Here is a 13,593-nt window from a genome sequence, read left to right as displayed (position 1 = left end):
CGCTCCTTCGAGGCCCGCTGACACCGGCCCGAGGCGTACCCGGACGAACCCGTGCGCCGCGCGGTGTCGATGTGGACCAGAGTCGGCCCCAGGCCGAGCAGCGAGCGGTGGACAGCCTCCGCGACGACCTCTCCTCGAGCCGCTGCGCCGAGCACAACCGGGACCTCGTCGCCCTGGACGCGGCAGAACTGCGGCTACACCTATGGGCCCGGATCATCGTGCGCGGAGTGGCCGACTGGAGTCCCGCATGACGGCGGTGGGTTGGTCGGCCTGGGGAAGTGGTGCAGGGTGATGTAGGGGCGGGGGGACGTGGATGGCTCTGTGGGTTTCGGCCTTGCTCCGTACCAAAAGCACTGTGCCAGGACGCTCTCACGTTCCCCGGCGGCCGTGTGGTTGGTGTTACCGCCGTAGGAACCTTGGTCCTCTATGAGGGCTGCCCGGTGATTACGACGTAATCACCTCGTGCCGGCGCAGGTGCTGTAGATCTGCTGGACACGTCTTCTCGTGTGGTTGGACGGGTGATGACACAACTAACTTGGTCTAACTAACGCGTCGATGGTTCAAACGATCACGAACGTTAGTATGGTTCCTCTCATGAGTTCACCAGCCATGTCCAACGACCGCGAGAAGGTCGTGTCCAAGCTGCCGGGATGGCTCCGGCAAGACCTCAAAGTCAGAGCCGCCCAGCACGGCATTGAGATCCAGGCCGCGGTCGAACAGGGCATCAGGGACTGGTGCAACCTGGCTTCCGCCACGGCGACGGTCGACACCGCCGGGGCAGACTCGTTCTCCACCTTCCTTCCGCCCGGACAGTGGGAGGAGTTCCGTCAGATCGCTGCCGACCGGCGCGTCTCCCTCATCCAGGGCCTCGCCCAGTCCATCAAGGTGTGGGTGGATGCCAACCCGGCGCCGGAGGTCGTCCGCCCGGAGATCACCCGCCGCATCATCGTCTGCAACCAGAAGGGCGGTGTCGGCAAGACCGCCATCACCGCAGGGCTCGGTGAAGCCCTCGCCGAAGACCGCAACGTCCTACACCCGGTGCGGATCGCCAAGGCTCTCACCAAGGCCCTGCGGGCGAGCGAGACGCACACTGACGAGGCGGAGTCGGAAGACAACCCGCTCGACATCGAGAACCTGCCTGGCCCTGGCCAGAACGTGCTGCTCGTCGACTTCGACCCCCAGTGCCACCTCACCAACCAGCTCGGTGGCGCTCCGCTGCCCATGAACGGTGACAGCCTCACCAATCACATGGCGGGTGACCCCAAAGGGGACCTCCGAGACCTCATCCTCTCCATCGACGAGGAGACCTTTGGCGGCAGGCTCCATCTCCTGCCAGCCTGCAACGACGCGTTCCTGCTCGACGTGCGCCTGTCGGCTGTCCGAGCGCGGGAAGCAGCACTGGAACGAGCCCTCGCTCCGCTCGAGGCTGATTACGACGTAATCATCGTCGACTGCCCGCCGAGCCTCGGCCTCAGCATGGACGCCGCTGCCTACTACGGCCGGCGACGCGATGGCGAGAAGCCCGGCCAGTCCGGTGCCCTGATCGTGGTACAGGCTGAGGATAGCTCTGCCGACGCCTACGAGCTGCTCACCACGCAGGTCGACGACCTGCGCAGCGACCTTCAGGTCGACATCGACTACCTCGGCATCGTCGTGAACCTCTACGACTCCCGCCGCGGTTACATCGCCACCTCGTCTCTCCAGGGGTGGGTGGACATAAAGGATCCGCGGGTTGTCGGACTCATCGGTGACCTCAAGGAACAGAAGGAAGCAGTCCGAGTGAAGAAGCCCCTGCTCTCCTACGCGCCGAAGTCGCAGCAGGCTGTCGGTATGCGCGCCCTGGCAAGGGAGGTCTTGTGAGCAAGGCCGATCAGCTGGGCGCGGGCCGGTTCGGTGGGGGAGTGCGTCCCGTCAGCGCACGCCGCCAAGCCGTCGCCGCGGCCACCGGTGTACCTACCGATGGCGTCGCGGCTCCAACGGAGCTGTCCGTCCACCGCATCAGCCTCAACCCCGACAACCCGCGCTCTGCCCTTGGAGACTTGACCGACCTGGCCGGCAGCCTGAAGACACACGGGCAGAAGCAGGCCATCACGGTCATGAACCGGGACGCCTACCTCAAAGCCAATCCCGCTCAGGAAACTGCGCTGGAGCCGGACACCACCCACGTGGTGGTCGACGGCAGCAGTCGGCTGGCCGCCGCTCGCGAAGCCGGACTCGCCACGATCAAGGTGATGGTCAGCGATGACCAGGGAGCGACCTCCGAGGAACTCCTGGAATCCGCCCTCGTGGCCAACATCCACCGCCAAGATCTCGAGGAGATCGACGAAGCCCGCGCCCTGCAACGGCTCCTGACCATCTACGGCAGCCAGCGAGCCCTGGCGAAACGACTCCACCGCTCCCAAGGCTGGGTGTCACAGCGCCTGGCCCTGCTCAACCTGACTCCCGAACTGCAGGCCCGCATCGGCCAGGAGCCCATCGACCTGTTGCGCGCTGTCGGCAACAAGCCGGCGGACCAGCAGGAAGCAGCCCTGCAGGAGATGAAGGCGGACCGAACCCGGAAGGAACAGGAAGGGGCGCGCGCAGCCCGGGCTCAGAATCAGCGTCCGGCAGAGGAAGAGACGGACAGCCCAGAAGCAGGTCCCACCGGTGGTCAGGCTGTCGTCACCAGTGTCCCGGACGGGGGTGCTGCGGACACCGGCACCTCTGAGGACCGTCCCGTCAGCGCTGTCACCACCAGCGTTCCGGACGTGGCCGCCCCGGTTGAAGAATCAGCACTCGTCACCACCGAGGCGATTCCCGAACCGCGCGTGCACTCGTCCTCGGCAGCAGCAGACAGCAACACCTCAAGCGAGGAGCCGCGCACCCGGAGGGTGCCATACGACGAGCCTGGGCCCCTCGCCATGCTCCTCGACACGAAGATCGCCTCGGACGACACCTTCTTCGCACTGCTTCGCATTCTGAGCCAGAAGGGCCTTGATCGAGACCCGGCTCGCTTTGGCGAACTGGTGCGCTCCCTCGGGGACCAGGTCGCAAGCAAGAGCGACTAGTGGGCCGGCCCCGCTGTCCCGACATAGCGGACGGGGGAGCGGGGCTCACTCAGGCCGGTAAATCTCCCCGACTCGAGAGCCAGCGCCCCACTGTGCATTTCGGCACGAACCGCTTGGCGGGACGGGAGATGTGATTTCGTGTCACCTGCAGAGCGAGCGGCCTCCCCGGCCGGGAGTTGCCGCGCACCGGCAGAGTGCTGTGAGCACCACCCGCGGCAACGCCAAGTAGGTCCGCGAACCGGAGAAGGCGGGAAGACGGGTGTGCCCCGGCCAGTAGGCCGGGGCACACCCGTGACTGGGGGGAGACTCGCTGTCTTCGGGGCGCACGCACCCAGATCTTCCACGCGGGGCTGGGTAGTCAGCGTTTGATGCGGCCGCGTACGGCGAGAGCGGCTAGGGCGAGGAGGGTGGGTTCGAAGAGGCGGGAGCCCATCTCAATGTAGATGCCGGCGGTGGTTACACATATAGCGTTTCCTGTCGGCGGCGAGGCCCCGAACCTGATCCGTTCCAGCCGGGGGCGGAAACGGCCCCTGGTGCCTGCTGCAACCGCCGATCAGCAAGCCGTGTCTCCACCCGCATGAGACTCACCTGGTGGTTACGGACCTCGCGGGGCGACCGAGAGCTGCGCCTGTGGAAGGTCGGTCTCGTCCTCCCCGTGGCCTTCATCGCCGCTCTCGCGGTCGCTACCGCCGTCTTTTACACCGGCTGGGACCTGCTCGGCGCCCGCGGGCTGAAGCCCGAAGACCGTATCGACTCCAAGACGCTTTTCGACCTGGTCAAACTTTCCTTTGGTGTCGTCGCCGGCGCCGGTGCTCTCGTGGCCCTGGTCGTCGCCTACCGCTGCCAGCGCGTCGACGAAGCCGGCGCCTACCGTGAAGACACGCGGCTGCACACCGAGCGCTTCTCCCAGGCCGTCGACAAACTCGGATCCGACTCCCCGGCCGTCCGCCTCGGGGGCGTCCACGCACTGGCCGGACTCGTCGACGACGCGCCCGACGACAGCTTGCGTCAGACCTGCATCGACGTTCTCTGCGCATATCTCCAACTCCCCTTCACCCCCGACCCTGGCGACGACCCTGCCGACCAGGAGGAACACCACCGATACCTGGCCCTCCGCAAGGTCCGACACACGATCCTGCACCTCATCGGCGATCACTACCGCCGCCCGCGGGGAACCCACGGCTCGTGGGAAGGGTGCAACTTGAATCTCAACGGCGTCACCATCGACGGCCCTATGGACGTCAGTGGCGCAACGTTCTCCGGCGGCGCGGTGGCCTTCGGCGGTGCGGCGTTCTCCGCCGGCACGGTGGACTTCAACCGTGCAACGTTCTCCGGCGGCAGGGTGCACTTCGACGGTGCGGCGTTCTCCGCCGGCACGGTGAACTTCGACGGTGCGGCGTTCTCCGGCGGCTTTGTGAGCTTCGACCGTGCGACGTTCTCCGGCGGCACGGTGGAATTCGACGGTGCGGCGTTCTCCGACGGCACAGTGCACTTCCACAATGCGGCATTCTCGGGTGGCAGGGTGACCTTCGAGGGTGCGAGGGGTCCTGTTCCCGTTGGGTTGCTCGCCGCGACCAACACTCGGACCTCTGCAGCGGTGCTTGTCCTTCCCCCAGCCTGGCTGGCCTCGAATCCGTAACGCTGGGGGGTGGAAACGGTCGAGGGNACCAACACTCGGACCTCTGCAGCGGTGCTTGTCCTTCCCCCAGCCTGGCTGGCCTCGAATCCGTAACGCTGGGGGGTGGAAACGGTCGAGGGCGGCCCACCGGGTGGGACCGCCCTCGTGTGTTGTCGGAGGTCAGCGCTGGTGTCAGGGCTTCGGGGGGAACTGGAGGGCGGCTACCCAGGTCGCGAAGGCGAACTGCGCCAGCTGGAAACCCACCGCGAACAGTCCGGAGCCGAAGCACACCACCGCGGCGGCGAAGGCCGCGTTGCCGATCCAGAAGAGGCCGCGGCGGGTGTGGGTACGGCGCCAGACCGCAGCTTCCTCGCGCTTGGCCAGGCGGCGCTCTCGGCGCAGCTTCTTCAGCTGGCGGCGCTGCTCGGCAAGGTCGCGTTCTGCGTCCTTGATCCGGATGCTGAGGGCCTTGCTGTGCGGCAGGTTCTGACCCTCGGCGCCGAACTGGGAGATGCTTGTCATGGAACTGTTCCTCTTGCTGTCGCAGTTCTCGCCGCGCTCGCGGTGTGGAGCCTGCCGAGCGGGCGGTGCGAGGGCACCTTGTGTGCCCCTGCACTGACACCAGTAGGGCCGGATCTCCTGGCGTTTGTTCGCCGAGATCCGGCCCTACTGGGCATGTGTTCGTGGAGATGTGGTGTTGTCCTGCTCGGCACTTCTGCCTCTAGTGCGACGGTGGTCCCAACCCAGACTGCCGTCGCGCCAGTGGCCGGCGGTTTAGGGCCGAAGCACGTCGCCCTGTCCTGATCGCTGGCCGTACCAAGCAACTGTTGCGAGTACTGCGATCACCCCGAGCCGAGTCCCCCGGATCGGCTCGGACGAGCGGCTTCGAGCGAAGACCGTCGCCCTGACCGACATCAAGGCGATCAGGAAGGCGTCCCAGGCACGTGAAATTCGGTAGCGGAAGAGTGCTGCGATGGTGTGCATCGCCAGCACCCGGTCCTTCTGGTTGTCCACAGGTTCTCCCTCATCGACTTGGCGAATGTGGTGGGTGCGTTAGGTGGCTTTCCTAAGTCGAGAGCAGCCCACCCTCGGTGTGCACGGACCGCGGTCTTCGCGGGCCGTGCACCCGAGGCAGAGGATGCTTGGTCGCTCAGGCGAGACCGAGTTCCCCGCCCGCATCCTTCGCCTTGGCCTTGGCCCTGCCGACCGCATTGCGTACGGCTCCGTCCGTGATCCCCAGCAGCTGCGCCGCCTGCGGTGAGGTGTAACCGTCGAACTTCACCAGGGCGAGGGCGATCAGCTCGCCTGGGCTCAACTCGTTGGAGAGCGTTTCCTTGTAGTGCTTCATCTCCAGCCGGGCCGTGACGGTGGCGGCGACGGAGTCGACGTCGAAGTCCACCGGGTAGCCCGCCACGGGCATGGGGGCCTCGTCCAGCGTCCATGTCTCGTCTCCGATCAGCAGCTCCCGCTTGCGCTGCTTGGCGAGGACGGTATGGAACTTACGTACGGCGTTGTTGAAGGACTTCCAGGCGTAGTCCTTGATCTGGTCGTCGACCGGACCCTTCTTCAGGCGCCCGTGCAGGCTCTGGAAGGTCTTGTCCGAGACGTCGCCCTCGTGGACCTCACCCACGTTGACGAGCACGTGGCGGCGGAACGACCGCTCGTTGTCCGCGATGTACCCCCACTGCGCCAGTGACTTCTCCGGGAGATCCTTCTCCGGGCACAGCAAGGGGAGGATGCTCTCGCCTCGCTGACCGGGGATCCATGGGAACCGCTTCACATTGAATCCTTCGATTGAGTTGTCTGCTGACCTGCCCGCGCGGGCCCCCCAATCGCGTCCCGCACTTCTTCCAGTCCCTGGCGTAGAGAAGCCGTTTGTGCGCGAGTGTGTGATCTGCATCACATGAGCGTCTGTCGATCGTCGCGTGCTCACACCGCCGCTCCAATGCGATAGGGGGGCGGGAACGGTCGTCTGCGCCTCCCCTCGCCCTGATTGGATGATCCAATCCGTTCCGGCAGGAACCCGTGATCAATCCAATGCGGCGGGCAGAACATGGGTGTGGCCCCCGCCCTGAGGCTGAGCGGGGGCCACACACTTAGTGAGGATGGGCAAGCTGTCTGCCGTCAGTTGTGCTTACGCGCACTGTCCTCGGCCGTGGTAGTGGGTGTACTTGCGGCAGATGCGCTGTCGCCCCTCATAGGTGAGGGCCTGGTTGTACTCCCTGAGATACCGGTAGTTCTGGCTGTACTTGTGTACCGAGTAGACGAAGTCGTACACGCCTGCGGCCCCACCGAGGCAGGAGCCGAAACCTCGCCAGCGCGTCCAGCAGCTACGTGCCCGGAACCGCCTGGCCGCCTTCCACCGACGAACGGGGAGGATCGAGATGGCGATCTGGGCCCCGTAGTAGTAGTGCCGCCAGTTCGGGTTGCGCTGCCAACGCTTCACGGTCGAGCACCAACGCCAGCACCACCGCCGGCCGTCGAGGTCGTACTTGTCCGTGGGGTCGGCGGTGACGTATTCGTAGGCGTTGGCGTTGCCGCCGTAGACGGGGTCGGNCCAGCACCACCGCCGGCCGTCGAGGTCGTACTTGTCCGTGGGGTCGGCGGTGACGTATTCGTAGGCGTTGGCGTTGCCGCCGTAGACGGGGTCGGTGGTCAGGAAGCGTCCGGTGGTGGGGTTGTACAGGCGGATGCCCATGAGGGTGAGGCCTGTGACGGTTTCACTGGAGCGCTGCTTGCCGCCGAGCCAGCCGTAGCGGGTGGCTGCCTGGTCGGTGCGGGGGTTTCCGTATTCGTCGCTGTCCAGGGCGGTGGGGGCCTTGGTGGTGTCCAGCGGGAGCTGGAGGGCCACGTCGCCGTGGATGGTGGTCAGCTGCAGGACGGTGTCGCCGGTCTTGGTGGTGGTGGCGGCGAGGTCGCCGGAGGCTGATTCGACGTTGCGGGTGAGGGCGCCGGTGGCGGTGTCCTCGATGGTCCAGCGGGGGTTGTCGCCGTCGCCGTCGTAGTGGTTGAGCTTGGACGCGGTCTGGGTCCAGGTGCTGCCGCTGCCGGTTTCGACCTTCCAGGAGCGGAAGCGCAGGTCGGCGTCGAGCTGCCAGGTCTGGCGCTGGCCGTTCGCGGTGAGCTGGTAGGCGAGGTCGTTGGCGTAGTAGGCGGCGGTGCCCTGGCCGGGGACGGCGGTGGTGCGGCCGAACGCGTCGTAGGTGTAGCCGGTGTCGACGATGCGGTCGGCGCTGTCGTAGGTGTAGTTGGTGGTGGTGCCTGCGCTGGTGGGGCAGTCGGCGCCGGGGGTGCCGGCGTTGGTGGTCAGGGACTTGCGGTTGGTGTGGTTGTCGAAGGTGTAGGCGCGGCGGGTGCAGGTCGTCTGGTAGGTGTCCTCGACCGTGGTGAGTCGTCCGGTGGCGTCGTAGCCGTAGTCCTGGCTGGAGAGCCCGGCGTGGCTGGTGACCTGGCCGTTGATGGACTCGGTGACGGTGTCGGAGTAGACGATGGTGCCGTCGCTGTCGCGGGTGTAGGTGCGGTCGGAGGCGGAGCCGGTGGTGTCCTCGGTCTGGGTGAGGGTGTAGCCGCCGGGCAGCTTCTCGGTGGCGACCGAGCCGTCCGCGTCGTAGGTGGCCTTGAAGGTGCCGGCCACGGAGTCGGTGGTGCTGGTGACCAGGCCGCGGGGTTCAGCGCTCTGGTCGTAGGTGTAGGTGACGGTCGTGGGGACGCTGTCACTGACCTTGACCGGCCGGTCGAGCAGGTCGTACTCGGTGGTGGTGGTGCCGTTGTCGGCGTCGGTGTAGGAGATCTGGCGGCCCAGCTTGTCGTAGGCCTTGGTGATGGTGCCGGCGGTGGACGAGACGGTCTTGACCGCCCGGCCGGTGTCCGGGTCGTACTGGGTGGTGGCGTCGGGGACGGCCTGGCCGACGCCGCCGGTGACGGTGACCTTGCCGGGACGGCCTGCGTTGTCGTAGGTCGTGGTGGTGGTGCGGGTGGAGCCGTTGGCGGTGTCGGTGACCTTGGCCGGGTTGCCGTACCAGTCGTACTCGGTGGTGGTGGTGGGCAGCTGGCTGGGGTTGGAACCGCCGCCGGTGATCGCACCGCCGGCGCTGACGGAGCAGACCAGGTCGGCCCATTCGGGCCTGCCGGCGCAGGCGCCGGTGCCGGTCGCGGACCAGTACGTCGTCACCCGGGTGCCGGCGTCGGTGCCGCTGGCACCGGGCAGGTACTGCTTGGTGGGGCGGCCCTGGCTGTCGTAGTCGGTGGTCTCGGTGAGCGCGAGCCCGCCCGGGTCCTTGATCGTCTTGGTGGCGACGCCCTTGGCCCAGTCGTAGACGGTCTGGGTCACGCGGGTCTCGCCCTGCACGGAGGGGTGTTCACGGACCTGGGCACCGGTGGTGACCTTGGTGATCTGGTCCTTGACCTTGGCGGTGCCGTCGGTGGGACGGCCCTCGTCGTAGTCGTTGACCGTCCAGGTGCGGGCGGTGACCGAGGTACCGGCCGGGACCAGGACGGTGGTGGACTGCTTGAGGTCGGCGGTCAGGTCGATCCGCCGCAGCGGGCCGTACTCCTCCAGCTCGCGGGTGCCGGTGTCGTTGTAGACGGATCGGGTGTCGAGCAGGCCGGCGCGGTCGGCGCTGGCGAGCTGGGCGATGCCGAGGTCGGCCTGGGTGGCCTTGTCGTCGGCGCTCTCGCCCAGGGCGACAGCCCGGTTCGCGGCGGTCAGCTCGCGCACGGTGTTGCCGAAGCGGTCGAACTCGGTGGTGGAGATGTGGCCGCCGGGGGTGGCGGTGTTGACCTCGCGGCCCGAGACGCCCAGGTAGTGGACGTCGGCCCGCTTGTAGTCGCCGGCGCTGAGCGAGCCGCCGGAGTTGGAGGTGGGCACGGCGTCGGCGGGCAGGACCGCGGTGGCGTCGGTCGGGTTGTCCGTCTGCCCCCAGTCCTTCACGTCCGAGGAGCCCATCTGGTACGGGGCGGTGGTGCCGGTCAGCGGCACGTCGTAGACGACGCTGGTGGCGGCGGTGCCCTGCTGCACGTCCGGGGTGCCCTGCTGCAGTGCGGACCGGGAGGCCTTCAGCAGCATGCCGTCACCGGCGGTGTCGGCGTTGCCGGCCTTGCCGTAGGTGAAGTTCCAGGGCAGTTCACCGGGCGGGGTGTACTGGGTGACCCGGCCGTCGGAGTCGTAGTCGTACGCCGTCTTCAGCGCGGGGCTGATCTGCGGGTTCCATGCCTGCCGCAGCCGGCCCGAGGTGTCGTAGGCGTAGTCCTGCACCGCCTTGGACGTGGCCGCGGCCGCACCGGGCTCGGTGGACCACAGGCGGATCTCCTTGACCTGGTCCGCGAAGTCACCGAAGGACCCGGTGGCAGCCGTGGTCGACGAGGCGTACACGAACTCCAGCGCCCGGCAGCCCTTGGTCGACGGGTCCGACGTGCACGCGGAAGCCGAGGCCGCTGAGGTCGGGGCGATGATCCGCTTGGGGCGGGCCAGCTGCTTGTCGCCCACGGGCACCGTCTCGGAAACCACGGTGGTGGTGGAGTTGCTCAGGCCGTCCAGCAGGGTGCTGGAGACCTGCCAGGTGGTGGCACCGGTCGGCTTGGTGAACTCGGTGACCGTGCCGTTGGTGTCGCTGAGGGTGAAGCTGCCCGAGACGCTGCCCTTGAGGGTCAGGTCCTCCGAGCCCGGCTCCGGGATCCAGCCGCTCTTGGCCGCGTTGGCGGTGAAGTAGGTCTCCTCGCCTTCGACGTCGACGAGAGCCACCGCGGTGTCGGAGATCTTGCGCAGGTGGCTGTAGTCGGAGTCGGTCATCTCCGCCGCAGTGCCGGACACCCACTCCTTACCGAAGATCGCGGCCTGGCCTTCCTGCTTGGCGCCCTTGTCGGGCACCCGGGAAGAGGTGGTGCGGCTGGCGGTGAGGCCGAACGAGGAGGCGTCCGTGGCCGACAGGCTGTAGTCACCGGTCAGCAGGTTCACGCTGCCCGGCCCGACCTCGTCGGTGGCGGCGCCGTCCGCGTTGCGGTCGACGACCACGGTCAGCGGCTCGGTGCTGCCCGAGGCACTGTTCGGCCCGGTGAAGTCGGCCTTGATCTGCACCGATCCGTCGGGGTCGACGGTGCTGGTGGCGTTCCAGACCAGCTTGGCGTTCTTGCCGTTCGTCAGCGGCACCGGCCACGAGCTGACCGCCTGGCCGCCGTCGGTGACATCCCCGGCGGGGATCTTCACCCAGTCGTCCGCTTCCGAACGCCGCCAGGAGAAGGAGACGTTGTCGTACTTGCCCCCGTCCGCCTCGGCGACCAGCGGCACCCGGCGTGCGGTGCGCTCGCCCTCACTGGGCTCGATGAACCCGCCCGGGCCGGCGTGGAAGGTGTACTCGATCGCCTCGGACTTGTTGTCCGCCTTGTCCACGGCCCGCACCTGCAGGGTGTGGGTGCCGTTCTTCGGCGGGGTGACGGTGATGTCCTTGTCCGCGCTGGAACCGCCGGTGGAGACCTTCGTCCAGGTCACACCGTCCAGCGACCACTCCAGCCAGTTGTGGTCGGAGGCCGGCGGAGTCACGGTGAACGTGCCGGCAGTCCCGGCGCCCTTGACCCACTTGTCCGACGGGTAGTCCGTGGACGTGATCTTCGCGGGAGCGGACGGGGCCTTGGTGTCGACGGTGAACGTCTTCCACGCCGACCAGCCGAGGTTGTAGTGCGTCCCGTCGTAGGGGTTGGTGCGGAACTTGTAGGTCTTGCCGTCGCTGAGCAGCCCCGAGGGGACCGTCACCGACGCCACCTGTCCGGATGGCACGTACTTCGACACCAGGTAGTTGCCGACCTGGGTGTCGGTGGCGCTGTCACGGATCTCGAAGGTGCCGTCGACCTTGTCACCGTCGGAGTCGACGAAGGTGTCCCGCAGCGTCGGCGTGGTGGTGTTGACCACGTAGGAGCCGCTGTAGGAGAAGTACGGCGGGCCGGCTTCCTGCTTGGTTCCGGTGCGCGGTCGGTAGTTGTAGTGCACCACCAGCTTCGGCGGGTTGGAGGCGGCGTTGGCGGAGTTGACCCGCTTCCACTGGCCGAGGACCGACTCGTCCGAGGCCCGCAACCCCATGTTGCCGCGGGTGGCCTTCGCCGACGCCCACTCCTGCACCAGCGTGGACACGTCGGCGTTGATCCAGCCGTCCGGCTGCGTCGAGCAGCCCGGGTTGCCGGTGGTCTCGCTCGAGGTGGCCTTCTTCGCCGTCCACGCCGGCTGCGCGGTCCAGCGCGAGGACGTCGAGGCGGCGCCGGCCGACCAGACCTCCCACGGGTAGGCCTTGCAGTCGGTGTTGCCGGAGTGGAAGTTCCACAGCGACAGCTTGGCGTCCAGGACCAGCGCGTCCTGGAGCGGCGTGGTGTTCCACGAGACGAACGACCGCGCGGTGCGCGGCGTGCCGTCGGCGTTCTTCGTGCCCGGGTTACCGAAGTCGAGTTCGGTGTCGTTGGACCAGTCGACTGTCTCGCCCTGCTGCACGTAGGTGTCGAAGACGTTCGACAGCGACGAGGTGGACGGGTCGACCGTGACCGGGTACTGCGTCTTGGGGGAGGCCAGGAACTTGGCATCCGGGGTGATCACCAGGTCGACGGCGCCGCCCTTGTGGTGCACCACCTTCAGGCCGACCTTCGCCCGGTGGGTGTGCTCACCCGAGCGCTTGTCGACCTTCGCGTCCCACATCACCGGGGCGGGCATGACGGCCCGCTTCTTGCTCTTCTTGTCGGTGAACTGGACGCTTCCGTCCTTCAGCTGCCGGATCTTCAGGCCCTTGGCCTTCACCGGCAGCGTGTAGGAGTAGCCACCGGCGCTGGGGCGCTCGTTGATCCGGACGTACTGCTCAAAGCCGGTCCGGGTGGCCTCCACGACCACGTCCCCGCCCGGGACGGCGCCGCTGTAGGTGGCGCGGTTGCCGTCCAGCTTCGGCTTGGGCAGGCCGCCCTTCCACTGCAGAGTGATCTGCTGGTCGCCCTCGCCGAGGGTCACCAGGTCACGTGCACCGACCGTCTTGCCTTGGGTCAGCGAGGTCAGCCGCTTCCCGCCCGGCTTGGCGAACGCCAGCCCCCGCGGGTGGGCTTTCGGCTCGACGGATCCGTCGGCCTTGCTCACCAGGTTCAGGTCGACACCGTGCCAGTGGCCCGCCTTGTCCTTGAACCGGACAGGTCCTGCCGACAGTTCCGTGGTCAGGCTGCCATCGGCGTGCACCCACGTCGTCGACGTCTCGGTCCTCTCGGACAGAGCCTCAACACGCTTGCCCGACAGACGCGCCAGCACCCGCGCCGAGGGTACGTTCGCCGCTGAGGTGGCGTAGTGCTTCTTCTTCCCCGCTGAGTGGGTCTTGGCCGCAGATGCCGACGCCGTCGGGACAATGCCCTCGGCTCCCTGCAGAACCGTTACCGCCATCGTGGCGGCCAGGGACACAGCGATCCGCTGTACCCATCCCCGTTGCGGATTGGGCCAGACGCTCCCGCGTCCAGCCCCCATCCTTTGCCTCATCACTGTCCTAAATCTCGTCACCAGCCCACCGATTGGGCAGCGACGGCGAACTTAACTGATCAACAGATTGGGCAAATCGGCACGCAAGGGGCACAGGCAACGTTTACAAACCGACCCGATATGCAAAGGTTATGCAAAGCAAGTACACAACCGCCCCTCAGGCCGGTCACACACCGCCCCGGAAACCGTCAAGAAACATCCAGGACCATGTCCGGTCACCCCTAAGTCGCTTGACTGAGTGTCACCAAGGTGGGCTCTGGAGCCACCCCGACTGATCGCCCCGCAACCGGGCATCTGTTTGCACAAGCACTCACTACACGGCAGCACGCCTTCGCGGACCGGTGTAGACGGAGCACGAGCTACCGTCACCAGCCCCTGCGCCAACCACCTCACAGGCGAGGGCAAGGCCGATGGAGACCAGGAGCAGTAGCAGCAGAGGGGCG

General features: G+C 67.3%; 7 protein-coding genes and 1 pseudogene. 4 read left to right on the top strand and 4 right to left on the bottom strand.

Annotation, left to right across the window (positions count from 1 at the left end):
- Positions 1-24: 24 nt before the first annotated feature.
- From V7E45_RS07665 to V7E45_RS07650, 4 genes and pseudogenes are all read left to right on the top strand, one after another.
- Positions 25-251 (top strand): annotated as a pseudogene (locus V7E45_RS07665) (hypothetical protein); the annotation flags it as partial.
- 343 nt (positions 252-594) lie between these two features.
- Positions 595-1,860 carry a ParA family protein gene (locus V7E45_RS07660; RefSeq protein WP_333773324.1) on the top strand — a complete coding sequence of 422 codons (1,266 nt, stop codon included), beginning with the start codon at positions 595-597 and terminating at the stop codon, positions 1,858-1,860.
- On the top strand, positions 1,857-3,047 hold the full coding sequence (locus V7E45_RS07655; RefSeq protein ID WP_333773323.1) for a ParB/RepB/Spo0J family partition protein: 1,191 nt from the start codon (positions 1,857-1,859) through the stop codon (positions 3,045-3,047). The genes V7E45_RS07660 and V7E45_RS07655 overlap by 4 nt, the downstream gene beginning before the upstream one ends.
- Positions 3,048-3,702: 655 nt before the next feature.
- Entirely contained in the window at positions 3,703-4,686 is a 984-nt protein-coding gene (locus V7E45_RS07650; protein ID WP_333773322.1) for a pentapeptide repeat-containing protein, read from the top strand.
- A 171-nt stretch (positions 4,687-4,857) separates the two neighbouring features.
- Here V7E45_RS07650 and V7E45_RS07645 read toward each other — a convergent pair whose 3' ends face one another.
- From V7E45_RS07645 to V7E45_RS07630, 4 genes are all read right to left on the bottom strand, one after another.
- Positions 4,858-5,187, bottom strand: coding sequence for a hypothetical protein (locus V7E45_RS07645; RefSeq protein WP_333773321.1), 330 nt, complete (start codon positions 5,185-5,187; stop codon positions 4,858-4,860).
- 252 nt (positions 5,188-5,439) lie between these two features.
- A complete protein-coding gene (locus V7E45_RS07640) occupies positions 5,440-5,679 on the bottom strand; it encodes a hypothetical protein (protein ID WP_333773320.1) in 240 nt (79 codons plus the stop codon).
- 136 nt (positions 5,680-5,815) lie between these two features.
- Complete coding sequence (locus V7E45_RS07635) at positions 5,816-6,445, bottom strand: RNA polymerase sigma factor (RefSeq protein ID WP_333773319.1); 630 nt, start codon at positions 6,443-6,445, stop codon at positions 5,816-5,818.
- A 354-nt stretch (positions 6,446-6,799) separates the two neighbouring features.
- Positions 6,800-13,057, bottom strand: a complete 6,258-nt coding sequence (locus V7E45_RS07630; protein WP_333773318.1) for a DNRLRE domain-containing protein — start codon at positions 13,055-13,057, stop codon at positions 6,800-6,802.
- Between the last annotated feature and the right edge of the window lie 536 nt (positions 13,058-13,593).

It is taken from the genome of Streptomyces sp. IBSBF 3136 (assembly GCF_036815105.1).
In the GTDB taxonomy this organism is placed as follows: domain Bacteria; phylum Actinomycetota; class Actinomycetes; order Streptomycetales; family Streptomycetaceae; genus Streptomyces.
This window is presented reverse-complemented; position numbering and strand designations above follow the sequence as displayed.

Bases quoted from the DNA above. Each gene is read 5' to 3' on its own strand.
- V7E45_RS07645 (WP_333773321.1), bottom strand. From the start codon at position 5,187: ATGACAAGCATCTCCCAGTTCGGCGCCGAGGGTCAGAACCTGCCGCAC.
- V7E45_RS07660 (WP_333773324.1), top strand. From the start codon at position 595: ATGAGTTCACCAGCCATGTCCAACGACCGCGAGAAGGTCGTGTCCAAG.